Source organism: Pectobacterium artocarpous (genome assembly GCF_046159765.1).
In the GTDB taxonomy this organism is placed as follows: Bacteria; Pseudomonadota; Gammaproteobacteria; order Enterobacterales; family Enterobacteriaceae; genus Pectobacterium.
In genome coordinates this window covers 1-17,334 of the sequence record NZ_JBJXVK010000037.1, presented here as the reverse complement: position 1 = coordinate 17,334, position 17,334 = coordinate 1, and the positions used below count along the sequence as shown (strand labels likewise).

Here is a 17,334-nt window from a genome sequence, read left to right as displayed (position 1 = left end):
AAATTATCCTTTGAGTTCTTGTGCAATTTCCAGGTCAACGTAAATATCATCGTCATCATCAAGCACCGGGGCGTCAACCTGTTCGAAAGACCAGTCATTAATTGCTTCAATCGCGCCGCTTAGCATCAAATTAAATTGCTGGCATAGCTCAGCGACTTCGTTTCGCGCCCAGCGCTCTTTTTCCAGCAAACGTTGGTAAAGCTGGTGATGTGCTTCATCAAGACCTGCGCCAGCGTGTGGCGGGATCTCCGCCGGGAATTCATCTGCGGGTTCATCTTCGGTGAAGATGGTGTTCAGTAACTGGCGTACGTCCGTGGTATCAGACTCATGACGGGCAAGGATCCGTTCATCAAGAGAAAACGCGCCGCTCGTCGCTGATGGGGTTTGTAACGTAGCCGTCGGCGTTGTTTCTGCGGTTGACAGACGGTGGATATCGCTGGTGACGGTACTGCTGTCCAGACCAAGGCTGGCGTAGATTTTTTCCAGTTGCTTAATTTCAGCCGGATCGATTTTTCCATCCGCGCAGGCGACGCTGATAATCACGTTGCCAATAGTGGACTTATCTTTATCGCTGAACTGCTCAATTTTACCTTTCAAGCCGGCCTGATTTGCAGGCGTATTGAGCCGCCAGGTGAGGTAGGCGTGCAGCGAACGTTTTTCTGTTGGTGACAACGCGTCGTTATGATTAATCGTTCTCTCCAGCGCAGCCTGTTCAGCAACGTCCACGCGCTTGTCCATTTGTGCAATCATGGCGCCCAGCCGAAGCGCCACAGAGACTGATGTAAATTCCGCCGACGGTACGTAGAATTCCGCATGTCCTTCGGGAAATAAAACAATATGTCCTTCTGGTTCTGGCCGGACAAGGTGATAGCGCATATCCGGCGCAATGCCGTAGCCTGCTCGCCTGGCGAAATTTTGCATCAGCTCGGCTTCTTTCTTATTAATCTTATCCGGTACAGGCATACCCAGTCTGGCCCAGAAATCAGCTACTGTCGCCAGTCCTGAATAGTCACGGATTTTATCATCTGCCCAATGTTTAAATTCAGCAAACAGGTGTTCTGCGTCTTCGGTCAGTATTTCATCGGGAAGCAGCATGATGGCGGCGACATCGCTTGCGGAGGCATCTTTTTTACTGAGATAGCGACTGTAGGCATCCAGCGCGTTGATACAGGATTCTGCAACAGAAATTAATTTCTGAACTGGGGCTTTTAAAACGCTGGGATCGGGAAGATCCATCTGTTTTTTTACCTGAAGTTCCCGAAGCGTACCACTGGCGGGGGTATAGCTTAGATGCAACCGTGTTTTATTGGGTTTGACGACAATACCGTCACCGTATTTTTGGGTATAACGCTGTTTGAATAACGCGGAAAATTCAGCATGACATCGACGGGCAGGCGTACGCAGGGGGTAATCAGGAAAATAGTGTATCCATGCCAGTGCCAGATCGGCACAAACAGGTTGTCCTTTCTCAACCACCGTCGCCAGATTCAGTCTGAACAGTAATGAACTCCTTGACGAGAAATATTCGTTTTCGGTATGTATAGAAAGTAACTTCGGTCTGAGAATGATCATCATTTCCAGCAACTGCGTTGCATAATGCCGGAAGGAACCGCTGGCCTGAAATACGGTTCTCAGGCGTGATATCTCTTCGAATAATGCTTTGAATTCATCGTCAGAAATAGCCTCTTGTGTGCCATCCGCTAGTATGCGGCGTTCCAGACCGTAAAAATAGATAAAAACATAGCCAACGGGGCAGTTCGCATCGCTGCGATCGCTTGCCAGCCAGTCAAGATAGGCGCCACGGCAGCGAGGGGTGAGTGTGGCAAAGCTGGGCCAGTATCCCAGCGATTCATCATAATAATGCCGTGAACCAAGCTCGATGGGAAAAGCGTCATTAACCAGCGAAGCGTCAGAGCCATCGTTATAAAGATAGCCATATTCTCCTGATGAATGTGTTTTTAACCGCCCGCCGAAATAAAAATAACCGTGATTAATGACGACGTTTTGAATGGTGATACTTTCTCCCGGTTTGACCCATCGCGCTGGCGTGGTATTGCTACGGGCGGCGCTTTCTCGCGATGGCTGGTGGCTGGTGCTGTATTCAACCGCCTGTCCATTAACAAAGCTAAAGGTTGCCAATTCGTCATCATCGGATGCCTGAGAATGCATATTTGTCACGCTGCTGGCTGGTTGATTGAGAGATTTGTGTTGAGATGAATGATTTATTTTGGTGATGATTTTGCTATTTACTTTGGGAGGCGGCGACTTTTTCTTTTTGGAAAACAGAAGCCAGATAACAGCCAGTGCAACAACGAATATCCAGAAGCCCATTCCGTGCCCTTAATCGCTGATAATGCTTCCCGGCATTGTTCTACGAGCGGCAAAGGCGGTAAGCATAAAACTGGAAGAGAGATCGTAAAATGATACCGCGAATGGGCTGGAGTACAAGCATAAAAACCCTGTTATTCAAAAGGATTATGCCATATGGCTGGGGGATCAATTGGCAGGGTCAGGCTATACCTGTGAATCACGCATAAAACGATTGATTTCATCTTGCGAATGACGAAGGCGATCAGCAATGTCAGCAAATCCATCAGGCTCACTAAAGAACATTCCCCCTTCCACTGCCGTTTGATGATCCCCGGCGATCGCGGCGAATCGTTCAGCATCGTCAGGCAACAGTTGCAGGTTTCCGACAATGACCTGAGTAAAATCAACGCCCGGCACGGACCAGCGACGTTGCTTCATCTCGACCACATTGCGCATGGCTTCCAGCGTTTCATAGGGGCTGGCAAAATGATTACGCAGCAGACAATCCACATCATACCAGTGGCGTGCCAGTCGGGCCGGATTTGGCGCTTTGATTTGCGTGCAGAACTGGTGCAGCGCCGTCAGCTTTTCCCAAAGAATATAACCGGTGTCATAAGCGTTTACGGTCGCGGCGGGTAACAGAAGTACATCCATTCCAGCAATCCCGGACAGATAGCTCACAACAGGCATTAGCTCGGTTGGCTTGCCACGATTTCGTCCGCCAAATTCCAGCAGAATATGATCGCGCTGATAGGCCATACTGTCTTCTTTCACCCGTGGGAAATAGATATCGACTTTTTCGCCTCCGCTGTCGGGTTCCATTTTTGCTTCAAGGCCCGGAATTTCATAAGCCTGAAAGCGTTGGTTTAACCGTTCTGCCAGCGCGTTTGTCCATTCTGTTAAGCGCTCTTGCTGCTGCTCTCTGAACCGGCGATTCTGGCTGTTATTTAGCGTGCTTTGCTCCCATGCCTGCTGTTCTTCCTCTTCTGAGTGACCTGCCAGATCGGCCCAGTGAACAGAAAGATCGATATCTTCAGAAAAACGCTCAATCACGTTCCAGCATTTGCTTAACGCCGTTCCACCTTTAAACGCGACAGATAAATCTCCCAGCAGATCCTCATTAAAAAGTAGCCGAAGGATCTCCGTTACCCAGAGATCTTTTTCCAGAAAGCTGGCTCCCAGCCCGGAGGGATGCTGCTGCGCCGCGTAAGAGAGGATTTCCTGAAGCTCGCGACGTTGTGATGCGCTCCGGTAGTAATCAAAAATGTCCATCAGAGCGCCTTTTGCAACGTTATCAGCTGCGGGCGCCACGCGTGAAGCGCAGGCTCATTCATTAACTTCCCGGCAATCTGTCGCGCTTTAGCGGACGGGATGCTCAGCCGATGAAAAGCATTCTTCAGCGTTTCCGGTGGGGTATGTTGCTGATCCAGACTCAGCAAACCGCGCATCAGCTCTCCTTCAGGCCGGTTCAGCCAACGTAACCGACTTGCTGATTTATGCTGGATCCGTACCAACTCATTGCCGACGCGGAACTCTCGCGTAGGGCCGTTTGACCAGTAGATGCGTTTAATCGGCGCCTGCGTTTGCAGTCCTAACCGGTAAGCGGCTTCCAGTCCCTGAAGGGTGATTTTGTAACCGCGCTCTTTTGCCCATGCGGCGGCAACATCGTTGGCGCTGGCGACAACGTTTACGGATGGAAGATTTTTCAACGGCTTTGGCCGGGAGTAGAAACCGCGTTCAACCCGGATCAGCAGGCCTTCTTTGACCAGACGGCTCATTGCCTGTTGTACCGACGCACGGCTTCCCAGCGAATAAAATCCGCTGATGGAAAAGGGGATGCCCCGCTTCATGCGGTGAACCCGCTGGCGGGCCAGAGCGGCAACAGACATTGATTCTCCTGTACTGACGTTTTCATTGATATGTACTTTCATTATATCCATTGTATAGCAAGGAGTATAACCTAAAAAATGTCAGTAAAATTCATTCTATGACAATGTTTAAAATGGCAGATATCAGTGAGGTAGCTTGCTGTAGGGAATTCCGGCGATAAAATACCCACATACAGCAAGCGGTGATAAGGATATAGTATGACCATTCTCTCCATCCACGGCGTTCGCAGTTATCAGGGTGAAAAGCCAGTGGAGTTCGACTTGAGTAAGTATGTCACTCTTATCTATGGACAAAACGGCTCAGGAAAATCAACCGTTTCTAGTTACTTTTATAAGCATGGTCGACCAGATTACAGCCAGTGCAGCCTGCAACCGCCATTGGATATGAACTACCTGGTGTTTAATCAGGAGTACGTAGACGATATTTTCAGTCAACCTTCTCAGCCTGGTGTTTTTACTTTAAACAGTGAAAATGCAGAAATAAAAACGGAAATAGATGCTCTGGAAGCGGAGAGTAAAGTTTTGTTTGCCCGGCGTGATGCTTTGGACGTGCAAAAACGCGACGTTGAGGGTATGGAAGAAAACATTAAAAATGGTTCTGCGAAACAGATTTATAGTTCTACCGCAGAAATCAGAAAAACAGATTTATGGGATTTGATGGTTGGAACTAAACAGACCGACAAACTTTATCAAACCATCCTTGAACACACTGAAGTTGAAGAGACTTCGACGCAGGAATTAAACAAAGAACTACACCGACTTGAGGCCAGTAAAGGCAACCCTTACGCTTTGCTCGAAGCATTGCCAGCATCCCCTTTGAATGAAAGTGATATTGCGCTATTGATGCAACCTCTTATTCCAGCAGGTGATAGCCGTCTTGCTGCCGCAATTAACCAATTAGGCAACATTGACTGGGTGAGAAGTGGACAGCAGTGGCTGAGTGATGACATTTGCCCATTTTGTCAAACGCCGATAGATGCCCGGCAACTTCAACAGGAAATCACTGCCCTTTTTGATACCTCATGGGAAGCCGCGATGGACCAGTTGCGGGAACTTCAGGCGCGATATCAACTCTGGCACGATAAACCCGAACATATGCGTCAGTTAATAAAAGCGTGTCCGTTAGTTGATCAGGAACATCCTGTTTATCTCTGTTTGCTTGAACTGGAACAGGCGTATCAAAGAAATAAATTGCATATCGATGAGAAATTAACATCACCCTCTGTGCCGATTGCTGTTGAGGATCTTTCTGTTCTTACTGGCAATGTCTCTGTGCAGATAGTCAGTATTAATGCAGTAATAAGTGAACATAACCGAAAGGCTGAAAATTATCAGACTGAACGGGTAAGGCTGAAACAGAGGTTACTCGGTCATATCCGAAAGCTGGCTACCGATACGATAATTAACCATGATGAACAACTAGCAGAACTTGCTGAAAAATTAGCAAAATTAACGGTGTCTCGGGATGAAATTACGGCCCAGCTTGATACGCTGAACGCAATCATTCGCGATAAATCCAGCCTGATCGTCAATACGCAGGAAACGATTGAACGTATTAATCACAGTTTGGATAGCCTTGGGATCACTGGATTCCGCATTGCTCCCTATGACGATCGGGATGATTATCGTCTGGTGAGGGAAGGTGAGAACTGCGATACGCCTGTTTTTGGTAGTCTGAGTGAAGGTGAAAAAACACTGATTGCTTTTCTCTATTTTCTGGAGACTTGCACAGGGAGGAAAAGTCGTGATGACAATGACCAACGAAAACGTTTAATTGTCATTGATGATCCTATATCCAGCCTGTCGCAAAACTATGTTTTTGAAATTGCTTCGTTGATCCAGCATCAGGTTATACGTGCCAGAATTGCTGAGAAAGTGATTATTCTGACGCACAGTCTGTTTTTCTTTCAGGAGTTACTGCTTTCTGCGGAACGTAAGAAAAGGGCAGCGGGTTCTTGCCCACCAGAATGGACGCTTTATCGGGTATCCAAATCCTTACATAGTTCTGCTTCCCTTGTTTCCGAAAAAGAATTACTGAACGACTATCAGGCACTATGGTATGTCTTACGCCACGCCCAAAAAGATGACATTGCCAGTGTGGTGATCCCAAATACGATGCGGCAAATACTTGAGTACTACTTTGGTTTTTCGGGGAAAAGTGAAACGCTTCACCGGGCGCTTGAAACACTGGCCAGCGGACCTGAAGGCGAACCAGGTTTCCGTATATTTGCTCGTTACCTGAACCGTCATTCTCACCAGGATGCCCGCAATATCTCTCTTCATGAGGGGGCTTCGGTTGAACGCTATCTTGCCTGGTTTAAGAAAGTATTCGAGGCAGCGAAAGATGAAGAACATTACACATCAATGATGGAAAAGACAACACAAGCGGCCTGATTAACAATAGAAGAGAGCCATCACCCCGGGATTAACCGTTAGCAGTTCGGCAAAGAGCGCATGTGCTGACACACGTGCTCCCAGCGACCAAAACGGAAACGCAGATACTGGTGAACCAGCACAGTTTTCTGTTTCATACCGGGCTCCTTTCTTTCGACACCGACAAGCTGTCGGTGAGCCCCGCACACCTCGTACGAGCATGACTATCGTGTAGAGGCTAAGGATCCCGGGGGGATGGCTTTCGCTATCGTAGGCGATTTCATCTGATGATTCAATCTTTGCTTTGAATAACAATTGATTGAGATGGTCGTGTTTTTGTATTGGAGCAAATTCAGTCACTGTTTTTCTGCTGGCATTATTGTTCAGAGAAGTGTAATGGGCCCCCCGAAAATTCCTTGTCTGGCAAAACCAAACGCGGTATCTTTTCTTGGCACCTGCAAATTCAGGTGCCGGGATTGGTCTCCTGAAGATATTCCTTACTGGCGACATATGACGCGCTTTGCGTCTTTTTTATGTCGTTCATCCGGCTGCATCTCAATGGTGGGCCGGGCGGAGGCGTCGCAAAACGCGCCGGTGTCCAGTAAGGCCGGTAAGACCAATTCCGATCGGTTCCACCACCAATAAGATTGGTTTCTTAGGTGGTAGTTAAAACAATCATTTTCCATATTATTAGTTTAATTTTCAAAATAATTATATGGACTAATTTATTTTTCCCACTGAACTATTTCACCATTATGTAACTTTAAAATAACCTCAGCAAAATCATCATCAACCGTATAAAAATAACACTCCGGCACATTAAGCACTTTAGCAAACGCGCACATCATCTCAAATGTTGGGCGATGTATACCGCTTTCATATTGGGATATGCGTGATCGTGCAGTGGCTTCTTCAATGCCAGCCAGTACGCCTAGCTTTTCTTGAGTGAGATTGGCTTGTAAACGAGCCGTTTTAAGGCGAATGGGCAACATGATGGCACCATCAATAAGGATATTGATAGCATGTTTAGCACTACTTTACATGTAGGTTGCTTAGACTTCCTGAACAATCGAGGAGGGGATTTACTTGCATTCGTTAAGAATGACTCTGATGTTTAAGGTAAAGCTCCAGAACCATCTCAGCAAAATCATCGTTAACGGTGTAAAAGTAGCATTCCGGCACATTAAGTACCTTTGCAAATGCGCACATCATTTCAAATGTTGGACGATGTATCCCACCTTCATACTGAGACACGCGGGAACGCGCAGTTTCTTCTTCAATGCCTGCAAGAACTCCCAATTTTTCCTGAGTTAGATTAGCCCGTAGTCGGGCGGCTTTGAGACGAGTAGGCAGCATTCATTACACCATCAATGATCATACATTGACTTAGTGTTTAGCATTACTTAACATCGTGGTTGTTTAGACTATCTGAACAAATGATGTTTAATGTGAGGCCACAAAATAAGGATCATGGAGATGATTGATAAGGATTGGCACCCGGCAGATATCATCGCCGGGTTAAGAAAGAAAGGAACAACATTGTCGGCCGTTTCCCGAGAAGCGGGGTTAGCGTCTTCCACGCTGGCAAACGCGTTAACAAAACACTGGCCGAAAGGGGAAAAGCTGATTGCGGAAGCGTTGGGGGTTTCGCCTGCGGAAATCTGGCCTTCCCGTTACCGCAAGTCAGAGGATCGTTAAAGTAAAACAGGATCTCCCGAACCGTTATCGAACTAGGTCGGTAACGGTTCGGGAGAAGGCAAGCGAAGCGCGACAGTTTACTTTTGTTGTTCGCCCCATACCCTCACCCCATGACTTCGCCCCATGGTATGGGGCGAATGTATGCGGCGAGCGCGTGGGGCGAATGCGGTGGCAGCAATGCAGCAATATGCCGGAAAATACATTTCCCGACACAAAACGGCGTGCGTCAGTTCATGCGGGCTGGACGCCCTTATTGCCTGTCGCATGGGGGTAATGTCGTGGCTGGACGCCACGACATTACCCCCAAGGTCAACGGCGGCACACCGTCGCGCGCTACGCGCGACCAACCCCTTTAAGACGCACGTTTTAGCCTGTTATTTCTCTTTCTCGCAAGCTCGGTGCGAAATAACGGGAAACGCTGCTTTAAATGGGTTGGTCGCGCCACGCTACCGGCTTGTGGCCGGAGGCTTAGCGGCGACGGTGTGCGGGGCAAGCCCCCCAAATAAACCGACGCGTGGGCGCGTCTTTTTGCTCGCTGGGGCGGCAAAATTTATTCGGCTCCCCCCGGCCTGCTCGGTTTCCCTTGGGGGAAACGCTCGCGGGTGGGTTCGGGCGACGCAAATTAGCCATTTCTACGAAATGGAATTTATTCGCCTCACGCCACTTTTTAATTTCTGCTGTTCGCATCCATTAAAAAGCCATACAAGGGCGGCCTGTCATATCGCTTGTCCTTGTAAACACGGGTAATTTTGATGATGACAGAATCCCGCTGTTGTATCAGGGATGTTCGGTGCTCGCTCTGCTGCGCTCCGCCTCAGCCCTGATACAACAGCGGCGTAGAGAAACAAGATAAGCCGCCTCTGTTCGATTAGAAGCGACTTATTCCATCGGTGTATCAGTCTGGCTCAGGCAACCTTAATCGACTTCTCAAAACGGTAAGCCGGGATGAATTGATGCTGGCAGGCATCGAGATAATCTGACCACCATTGCATCATCTGAGTCCGTTCGTCGAGGTGTTCCGCTTTGTGAATATAGGCGGCACGAACGTGATTGCGCTCCTGATGGCTCATCTGCCGCTCCACAGCATCTTTTGACCAGCGACCTGATTCGATCAACGCACTACACGCTATCGTGCGGAAGCCATGTCCGCAGATATCCACCTGTGTGTCATAACCCATTGTGCGCAGCGCCTTGTTGATGGTGTTCTCACTCATTGGCTTACGGGCATCGTGATCGCCGGGAAAGAGTAATTCCCCGTTGCCGGACAACAGTTTTAGCTGCTTCAGTACCGTTACCGCCTGTTTTGACAGCGGCACCAGATGCGGCGTTTTCATTTTTGCGCCGCGCTCTGAGTGACGCACGCCAGCGATAGGCTCCCGCTGTGCGGGAAGTGTCCACATAGCGTTATCCAGATCGATCTCTACCCAACGGGCAAAACGCAATTCACTGGAGCGGATAAAGATCAGCAAATTAAGCTGTACCGCCAACCTTGTTAGCAGTCTGCCTGAATAGCCTTCTATTCTTTCCAGCAGTTCCGGCAACTTTTCCAGCGGTAGGGCAGGGTAATGATTTTTCGGCGGCGGGGTGATCGCGCCGCAGAGGTCATTGGCCGGATTGCTGGCAATCAGTCCTTCCTGTACGGCGTAACGCATGATGACTGTCGTGCGTTGCTGTATCCGTGCAGCCGTTTCCAGACAACCCTTTTTCTCCGCTACCCGCAGTGGGATCAGCAGGTTGGCGGTTTTCAGGTCGGTGACAAGGACATTGCCGATGAGCGGGAAAACGTGCAGTTCCAGTGAGCGCAGGACTTTGGCGGCGTGTGCCTCACTCCAGCGAATGTTCGCGGCCACCCACTGACGAGCGATGGCTTCAAAGGTATTGCCGTTTTTCTTCGCCTGTTTGTCGTGCTGTTTTTTACGCCGGGATCGTCCCCTGCGCTGAGAATAGTTCGGGCTTCTTCACGCAGTTTACGGGCACTGGCAAGCGAGACAGTCGGGTAAGCGCCAAACGCCAGCTTCTTCTCCTTGCCGCCGAAGCGGTACTTAAGATGCCAGAGCTTGGAACCGTTAGGTTTAATTAGCAGGTACAGACCCTGCGCGTCGCTGAGTTTGTAAGGTTTATCGAGCGGTTTGGCGTTGCGGATGGCGGTATCAGTCAGAGGCATGGTGGGGGCTCCGTAGTTTATCGAACCGACAGGCCCCCAATTAAGCCCCCAAAAACTACGGATGTCAAAAAATCTGGTAGTACCTTGAGGTACTCCAGATTTTCATCAACTCACTGATTTTTCTATGTTCCCGGACGTATAGGAACGTCCCAAAACAAAAATATGGTGCCCGGACTCGGGATCATTCAGCTTTCTATTAAGTTGAAATGTAGCATAAATTTTAACCGTGGCTATTGTCAAGACCCGTAGGTTGACCCGTGTTTTTATAGATAGATCAGAATGATGGGACGCATGCGATAAAGAAATGCCCGGTTCGTTCCTTTGGTTCGATTCCCTACGATGCCGATAAATCGTAATGACATTAGCGTTACGTTTGCTGTATGATTAATATCCAGATAGTAGGCAGGAGGATAACATCATGCCAGCGACGAACAGCGTTTCTGTTAAACGCGAAACATTGAATTTACGCATCAAGCCCGCCGAACGCGATCTGATTGATCGCGCTGCGAAGGCCAGAGGAAAAAACCGTACTGATTTTGTCCTTGAAGCTGCTCGCGCCGCCGCAGAGGAAGCGTTGATCGATCAACGCATCATCATGGCAGATCCCGATGCTTATCAGCAATTCCTTGCCCGCTTGGATCAGGCTCCTGCACCAAATGCCGCACTACGAAAAACCATGCAAACGCCTGCACCGTGGGAACAGAAAAAATGATCTCCGCTCCTGAGCCACTCCACGCCGAACATGTACTATCCTCATTCTGTTGCGGCGTGGAGTCTATGGACAACTGGCTAAAACTACGGGCGATGAAAAATCAGGCCACTGGCGCATCACGAACTTTCGTCAGTTGCGATGGTTCAAAAGTGTTGGCGTATTATTCATTGGCTTCCAGTGCTGTAGCAACGAATGCTGCCCCCGGACGCTTTCGCCGCAATATGCCCGATCCGATTCCGGTCGTGGTGTTGGGGAGGCTGGCGGTAGATAAATCATTGCATGGTCAGGGCGTTGGCCGGGCGCTGGTAAGGGATGCGGGGCTACGGGTGATTCAGGTGGCGGATACTATTGGCATTCGTGGGATGCTGGTTCATGCGCTGTTTGATGAAGCGCGGGAATTTTACCTGCGTGTGGGATTTGAGCCTTCACCGATAGATCCGATGATGTTGATGATTACGTTGGGGGATTTGGTTGAGAGTATTTAACTTGAAATGATTACTTACAGTGAGGGATTGATTAAAAAGAATACGAAGATAAAATTTGTATGTATGTAATCTCCTTAATTTTACATTATCAGCATTTCGGGAAGTTTTCAAAAAATTAATAGTTTGTAACGCCGTGGTTTGCAGCAAAGAGGAAATGATATAATAACAGCATTATAAATTTATTTTTAATTTTATTAATATCTATAAAAGAAGCAATGCCGTAATTATACAGCATTGCAAATAAACTATATTTTTATTAATTTCGCAGCGCTCATTCCTTGAACTATGGATCTTTTGTCGCGATCAATATTCTTATCAATCCAAGTATCCATCATTTCTGCAACATTATCCTTGTTATGTTCGGATGCTTGTTGAGAAAAGGCTCTATCAAATTTGTTACTAATGGCATATCCTTCCTCAAGATTTCCCTTAGGCCGCATCATTTCTAAGTACTTGTTTTTATTGTTCATATTTTACCTCTTTGAAGTCAAGGGAATTTTATCCTTAACATTCTGAGTATAGATTGTTGTGTTAAAACTAGTCAACTTATGGTTCAACTTTTTTGCAGTTTATGTCATATCTTGGCTGGTTCCATTTGCTACTCAGGTTCATCGGGTTGCTCTTCAATTGCTTCATGCGTATATATTTTTACCATGCTGTCAACATATATTGTCAGCAAATAACTAAACGTTAATAAAAAATCTCCGTCCCTATCAATTTTAAATTGATTTGCATCAGCACTAGTGAGTACTAGAACGCCAATACATTCATCTGCCGGTGTTTTGTCAGGTGACATTATGGGGACAGATAGAAAAGATCTGTAATTTATATTATCATTATCATCGTCACTTTTTAGTTCTGAGCTTTTAGTAATATCTGGGCATATTTTTATTTCTTTATGTAAATGTGTAAGGCCAACATGCCCAAATCCACTTTTCCAAGAACGATTACGCTTTTGTAATCTATCATCGCATAACCTAGCTTTGACCGTTAATAAGTCACTAGATGAATCATAAAGGTAAAGGGCTATATTAAATTTACTTTCACTTTTATAACCAAATAAAACTTCTCGTTTAGATGATAAGAAACCTAAGACAGTTTTAAAAAAAGCACGTGTATCAGTTGTTACATTTTCATGCGTTAAGTTCTGAGACTGAGCTTTCTCTGCCATTATGCTGAGCTTATCTTTTATTAATAAAGTTGTGAAGTGTATTACAGCTTTTTGAGTTTGGTGCAGTTCGATTTGGTTGAGTGATCTTGTTGTTAGATTATTAAATTTATTCGCTAAATCATTATATTCATTGATAACAGATTCTAAATGAAAACTTGTATCCTCTCGTCTGTCTAAATAAAGGAAAGAAAAGCTTATTATTATATGGATAATAAATATGAGAACATAAAATGCTATATAGTAGTTTGGTATTTCATTCAACTTACCCTGAAACTGAAATAGGTAAGATATTCCAACCCCTAAAATCACAGGGATTATAAATGCGTTCCAAATTGAAAAAAAACCGACAAAGTAATTCGAGAATTTAGCATTTTTAAACTGGTTTCTTTTAATTATTTTGTGGATGTTATCCAATTCCATTATTTATTCCTTATTGTTAGATGTAAATTCATAGTTCTAGTGGAACATAAGTTCTATTTTTAAAATATTGGCATAATTATATATGTATCGAATACTAATTTGTCAATGCAAGCTAAGTTACTATTGCAAAATAGTCGATCTCTTGAAGGAAAACTAGTCAGGATTGGGCTATCTGACAACCTCAGAAAAGAAATAAATTATCAACGGGATTGAGCGATACTGTACTGTAAGTATCCCAGTAAACCGAAGCATTAACTTTTAGATATCTTTTAACATGCTAATATGGCTTATGAGGATGCTGTGATCTGCTCTCCATTGATTAATATTATCCTTAATCTCATCGGCATACTCGGCATTAATGCGAAGTTGAGGGAACAGCGTTTTATTCACTTTCTCAGACAGGTGATGTGATTCGATAAGCGGAATGACCATACGTCGCTTTGGTGTCTCGACAATATCACTCTGCACATCGACAAACATTTTGTAGTGACTGGCTCTTTTGTATTGATAAACAATGAATTGCATGATCACCAGTTCCTGTTTTCATCTGCGAACGAGCCATGCTGTGCGATAAATCGGGCGACTTCTTCCATCCCTTCGCGATTATCCTTCTTCCACTCTTCAGCCCTGATGCGGCGGGCTTCTTTGCCAATGGCATCATTCACCAGCCCGGAAATATTGACTCCGGCAGCACTCAGAATCTGATAATTGTCTTTGTCCACGGTAACGCTGACGCGGTGTTTCATGATAGTGATCCTCTTTTATGCACACTCTGAGTATATACTTCGTGTGGTTGTTCAGCAATTAGCCAAGATTCAAATCCAACCCCTTCAACTCATCAACCGTATAAACCCGAAAAACATTGCGGTGCTTCGCTTCCAGCGGGATACGCTGATGATTAACGATGGCGTATTTCACGCTATTGAACATCCGTTCAATAGCTCGCTTTATCTGCGGATCGGGCACGATGTAGAAGACGTACATCCAACGTTTTTGAGTACGAGTTATCAAATGCTGGGTGATTATCGCCTGATAACGGGCCTTGGTTTTCAGATGTCGCTCAGTCTCAACGGCGATGACGGTTCCGTCTGGTAACGTTATCACCCCGGCCGGGCGATGATATACCTCATAGCGGCTGCGGAATGTTGAATCAGCGCCGCTGATCCACCCATAAGCGCCTTTCTTTTCCAGAAGGAGCCGCGCTAGCTGACGATCAAGGCGCTGTATCAGTGTCCAGCCAGTGACTTTCGAGGGCTCAAACCGTGCAGGAAAACCATCCTCATGGGGTGTGGCAACAACGGATAATCCGTCATTGGTGATCCCCCACAGAGCGATTTTCACCATTCTGGTGTTTATTTCATGCTTTTGGATCAATCCCATGTCGATGGCTTTTGCCAGCAACAGATAAAGCGGCTTGTGATTTTTATAATCAAAAAGCAGCATCAACGTTTTAAAGTCGCTGTAGGTTTCTTCTTTCAGAAAGGTGAGCAGAAGTCGCATTTTTTCGTGACTACGCGCCCGGCGTTCACGGTAATCAGAAATCAGCATGGTTCCTCCTTCGCATTTTACTGGGGTGTTTGCTCTTTCGGCTTTATCGCCTCATTACATGGGCGCATACCTTCGCCCACTGGCATGAGTCGACGTCATGAGGCGATCTTGTGGGGATAAAGAGGTGGCAGCTTTGCAGCCATGCGCCGGAAAATACCTTTCCCGGCACAGAACGGCGTGCGCCAGTTCATGCGGGCTGGACGCCCTTATTGCCTGTCGCATGAGGGTAATGTCGCGGCTGGACGCCACGCCAAAACCCCCAACGTCAACAACGGCACACCGTCGCACGCTACGCGCGACTACCCCCTTTGAGACGCCGTTTTTAGCCCACTTTTTCTTTTGCCCGTTCCGGTCAGCGAAAAAATGGGAAAACGCCTTCAAAACGGGTAGTCGCGCCTCGCTACCGGCTGGTGGCCGGAGACTTAGCCACGACGGTGTGCGGGGCTGAAGCCCCCCAAATAAACCGACGCGTGGGCGCGTCTTTTTGCTCGCTGGGGCGGCAAAATTTATTCGGCTCCCCCCGGCCTGCTCGGTTTCCCCTGGGAGAAACGCTCGCCGGTGGGTTCGGGCGACGCAAATTAGCAATTTCTGCGAAATTGAATTTACTCGCCTCACGCCACGGTTGAATGCCCGCGAGGCGCAGGTATTCAACCGCCTAACCCCGTCGCGTTCTGTGTTGTTGCTGAATGGTCTGTTGAGCGCGGTCAGCGTTGCGAAAATAAAACATGCTGGCATGTCTTCTCCCATGCTGGAATTAGCCCGTAGAGGAGACTATCGGGAAAGGAGGAGGCTGCCTGCAAACAACTCAATATTGGATGGGAATAGTTATTGTTATTCAGCGTCGGACGCAAAAAAGCTCTGACCTAACGGCAGAGCTTTAATCAGGCTGGTGATGTTCAGATGGCTATCTGGCGGTGAGTGAATGTGCGCGTTTGTGCATCGTGGTAAGGGCAGGGATGAGTAAACTGATTGCGGTTAGCCCGTGTCCCAACTGGCACAGGCTTTCTGGTGTCGATTCGCACACGTCATTATCGGCAAAGGTAATCAGCGCATCACCAATGAAATTCAGGCAATGGCAAAGCCCGGCCTGTGTTTCGGCGCAATATTCTGTGACCTGCGAGAGTTCGTCATTGTCCATGTGTGAAAAGTCCAGACGCGCCAGCGCGGCACTCATGGCGGAGTAACGGTTCTCATAATCCGGCAGTGATTGATAAGACGAGCCCGTGTTACTATTGGTGTCAGCCATAGCATTAGTCCTCATAATGTTGTGGTCAGAAGCCCGGTTAGTGTTAGCGCACTGCCGGGTTTCGTTTTTCACCATGAATTTTCTCTTGGTGTTCATACACCTTAACGCTAGGTGCACATACACGTCAACGTGTTTAAAAATATTTTTCCTTGTATAGTGTGCGTTCAGCGAGAAAGGAAAACGGCATGCCTACAGGTTCTAAAAACAAGCGTTCAACCACAAAGGGAATTCGCTTCCCGCATGAGCTTATCGAAGAAATAAACGCCAGCGTTGCGCAGGAGAAAACGGAAGATCCCGATGCTAATTTCTCAGCCTGGGTTCTGGATGCTTGCAACCGAAAACTGGCAGCGCCAAAACGCGACAAGCCTGTGAAACCCTGACGTATAAGAAACGTTTGGCAGAATGCTCGAATGGTTTTACGACAACGCTCCTGACGGGGTTTCTATCACATAGAAAGCCCGTCAGGAGCCAACAAGCGCAGCGCGTTAGCCAGCCGCCGTATAACTTCGTGCATAAATATACGGCGCGACGTAGCCCTCGCGGTTGACGTCCAGATAATCCGACCACCACTGCATCATTTCGATTCTGGCTTCCAGATGCTCCGCTTTATGCACGTAGGCCGCCCGCACGCCGTTGCGCTCTTTGTGACTCATCTGTCGCTCGATGGCGTCCTTTGACCAGCGTCCGGATTCATTCAGGGCGCTACAGGCCATGGTTCTGAAACCGTGGCCGCATACCTCGGTTTTGGTGTCGTAGCCAATCACGCGCAGCGCCTTGTTGATGGTGTTTTCACTCATTGGCTTGTTCAGGGTATGTGCGCCCGGAAAAACGAAGACCGACTTGCCGGAAATCGCCTGAATCTGTTTCAGCAGGGCGACTGCCTGCCGTGACAGCGGCACCAGATGTTCATCCTTCATTTTTGCGCCACGCTCTGAGAACCGCACGCCGTTTACCGCTTCGCGCTGGGCGGGCACGCTCCAGATATGCGCTTTCAGGTTGAATTCATCCCAGCGGGCAAACCGTAGTTCACTGGAGCGCAGAAACACATGCAGGTTCAGCTCCAGCGCCAGACGGGTGAGCATCCGGCCTTTGTAGTTTTCCATTTTCTCCAGCAGTTCGGGCAAGCGTTTCAGCGGCAGGGCGGGGTGATGTTGGGTCACCACCGGGGTCACGACGCCATCTAAATCGTAAGCCGGATTATATTTAATCACGCCCTGCTGGACGGCATGACGCATGATTTTGGTCAGATGCTGGCGCACTCGCCCAGCGACGTCATGCACGCCTTTATCGTCAATCGCCTTAACCAACTGCGCCAGAT

Annotated in this window: 18 protein-coding genes and 1 pseudogene; 6 read left to right on the top strand and 13 right to left on the bottom strand. The window is 47.6% G+C overall.

The window, feature by feature from the left end; all coding sequences use genetic code 11:
- Positions 1 to 3: 3 nt before the first annotated feature.
- The 3 genes from ACKQAD_RS19185 to ACKQAD_RS19175 all read right to left on the bottom strand — a co-directional run bounded on the left by ACKQAD_RS19185 (position 4) and on the right by ACKQAD_RS19175 (position 4,199).
- On the bottom strand, positions 4 to 2,331 hold the full coding sequence (locus ACKQAD_RS19185) for a tellurite resistance TerB family protein (RefSeq protein WP_409161600.1): 2,328 nt from the start codon (positions 2,329 to 2,331) through the stop codon (positions 4 to 6).
- A 183-nt stretch (positions 2,332 to 2,514) separates the two neighbouring features.
- Entirely contained in the window at positions 2,515 to 3,582 is a 1,068-nt protein-coding gene (locus tag ACKQAD_RS19180; protein WP_409161599.1) for a nucleotidyl transferase AbiEii/AbiGii toxin family protein, read from the bottom strand.
- A complete protein-coding gene (locus tag ACKQAD_RS19175; protein WP_409161598.1) occupies positions 3,582 to 4,199 on the bottom strand; it encodes a DUF6088 family protein in 618 nt (205 codons plus the stop codon). The genes ACKQAD_RS19180 and ACKQAD_RS19175 overlap by 1 nt, the downstream gene beginning before the upstream one ends.
- A 198-nt stretch (positions 4,200 to 4,397) precedes the next feature.
- On the opposite strand from ACKQAD_RS19175, the gene ACKQAD_RS19170 reads away from it, so the two are divergent.
- Positions 4,398 to 6,593, top strand: a complete 2,196-nt coding sequence (locus tag ACKQAD_RS19170) for an AAA family ATPase (protein WP_409161597.1) — start codon at positions 4,398 to 4,400, stop codon at positions 6,591 to 6,593.
- 704 nt (positions 6,594 to 7,297) lie between these two features.
- Here the strand turns inward: ACKQAD_RS19170 and ACKQAD_RS19165 are convergent.
- Positions 7,298 to 7,564, bottom strand: a complete 267-nt coding sequence (locus ACKQAD_RS19165) for a helix-turn-helix domain-containing protein (RefSeq protein ID WP_080164060.1) — start codon at positions 7,562 to 7,564, stop codon at positions 7,298 to 7,300.
- Positions 7,565 to 7,667: 103 nt separating this feature from the next.
- Entirely contained in the window at positions 7,668 to 7,928 is a 261-nt protein-coding gene (locus ACKQAD_RS19160) for a helix-turn-helix domain-containing protein (RefSeq protein WP_039477842.1), read from the bottom strand.
- Positions 7,929 to 8,048: 120 nt separating this feature from the next.
- On the opposite strand from ACKQAD_RS19160, the gene ACKQAD_RS19155 reads away from it, so the two are divergent.
- The gene (locus ACKQAD_RS19155) at positions 8,049 to 8,270 is read left to right on the top strand and encodes a helix-turn-helix domain-containing protein (RefSeq protein ID WP_121296205.1); all 222 of its coding nucleotides are present in this window, start codon (positions 8,049 to 8,051) and stop codon (positions 8,268 to 8,270) included.
- Positions 8,271 to 9,175: 905 nt separating this feature from the next.
- On the opposite strand, the pseudogene ACKQAD_RS19150 reads toward ACKQAD_RS19155, so the two are convergent.
- Positions 9,176 to 10,434, bottom strand: a pseudogene (locus ACKQAD_RS19150) (tyrosine-type recombinase/integrase).
- A 418-nt stretch (positions 10,435 to 10,852) separates the two neighbouring features.
- Here ACKQAD_RS19150 and ACKQAD_RS19145 point away from each other — a divergent pair.
- Both ACKQAD_RS19145 and ACKQAD_RS19140 read left to right on the top strand, forming a co-directional pair.
- Positions 10,853 to 11,146: a type II toxin-antitoxin system TacA family antitoxin gene (locus ACKQAD_RS19145; protein WP_409161596.1), complete on the top strand. Its 294-nt coding sequence runs from the start codon at positions 10,853 to 10,855 to the stop codon at positions 11,144 to 11,146.
- The gene (locus ACKQAD_RS19140) at positions 11,143 to 11,631 is read left to right on the top strand and encodes a GNAT family N-acetyltransferase (RefSeq protein ID WP_409161595.1); all 489 of its coding nucleotides are present in this window, start codon (positions 11,143 to 11,145) and stop codon (positions 11,629 to 11,631) included. Before ACKQAD_RS19145 ends, ACKQAD_RS19140 begins: the two co-directional genes overlap by 4 nt.
- Positions 11,632 to 11,876: 245 nt before the next feature.
- Here ACKQAD_RS19140 and ACKQAD_RS19135 read toward each other — a convergent pair whose 3' ends face one another.
- The 5 genes from ACKQAD_RS19135 to mobC form a co-directional block, all read right to left on the bottom strand.
- Positions 11,877 to 12,101, bottom strand: coding sequence for a hypothetical protein (locus ACKQAD_RS19135; protein ID WP_256553869.1), 225 nt, complete (start codon positions 12,099 to 12,101; stop codon positions 11,877 to 11,879).
- 128 nt (positions 12,102 to 12,229) lie between these two features.
- Entirely contained in the window at positions 12,230 to 13,222 is a 993-nt protein-coding gene (locus ACKQAD_RS19130) for a GAF domain-containing protein (RefSeq protein WP_409161594.1), read from the bottom strand.
- 258 nt (positions 13,223 to 13,480) lie between these two features.
- Positions 13,481 to 13,747: a CcdB family protein gene (locus ACKQAD_RS19125; RefSeq protein WP_409161593.1), complete on the bottom strand. Its 267-nt coding sequence runs from the start codon at positions 13,745 to 13,747 to the stop codon at positions 13,481 to 13,483.
- Between the two features lie 2 nt (positions 13,748 to 13,749).
- Complete coding sequence (gene ccdA, locus ACKQAD_RS19120) at positions 13,750 to 13,968, bottom strand: type II toxin-antitoxin system antitoxin CcdA (RefSeq protein ID WP_409161592.1); 219 nt, start codon at positions 13,966 to 13,968, stop codon at positions 13,750 to 13,752.
- A gap of 58 nt (positions 13,969 to 14,026) precedes the next feature.
- On the bottom strand, positions 14,027 to 14,770 hold the full coding sequence (gene mobC, locus ACKQAD_RS19115; protein ID WP_409161591.1) for a MobC family replication-relaxation protein: 744 nt from the start codon (positions 14,768 to 14,770) through the stop codon (positions 14,027 to 14,029).
- Between the two features lie 141 nt (positions 14,771 to 14,911).
- Here mobC and ACKQAD_RS19110 point away from each other — a divergent pair, with 141 nt between their 5' ends.
- Positions 14,912 to 15,082 (top strand): hypothetical protein, encoded by a 171-nt coding sequence (locus ACKQAD_RS19110; RefSeq protein ID WP_409161590.1) that lies wholly within the window; start codon positions 14,912 to 14,914, stop codon positions 15,080 to 15,082.
- 592 nt (positions 15,083 to 15,674) lie between these two features.
- On the opposite strand, the gene ACKQAD_RS19105 is transcribed toward ACKQAD_RS19110, so the two are convergent.
- The gene (locus ACKQAD_RS19105; RefSeq protein ID WP_409161589.1) at positions 15,675 to 16,016 is read right to left on the bottom strand and encodes a hypothetical protein; all 342 of its coding nucleotides are present in this window, start codon (positions 16,014 to 16,016) and stop codon (positions 15,675 to 15,677) included.
- Positions 16,017 to 16,201: 185 nt separating this feature from the next.
- Here ACKQAD_RS19105 and ACKQAD_RS19100 point away from each other — a divergent pair, with 185 nt between their 5' ends.
- Complete coding sequence (locus ACKQAD_RS19100; RefSeq protein ID WP_010299634.1) at positions 16,202 to 16,396, top strand: YlcI/YnfO family protein; 195 nt, start codon at positions 16,202 to 16,204, stop codon at positions 16,394 to 16,396.
- Between the two features lie 105 nt (positions 16,397 to 16,501).
- Here the strand turns inward: ACKQAD_RS19100 and ACKQAD_RS19095 are convergent.
- Positions 16,502 to 17,334 (bottom strand): tyrosine-type recombinase/integrase (locus tag ACKQAD_RS19095; protein WP_409161588.1); only part of this gene is annotated, 833 nt, incomplete at its 5' end.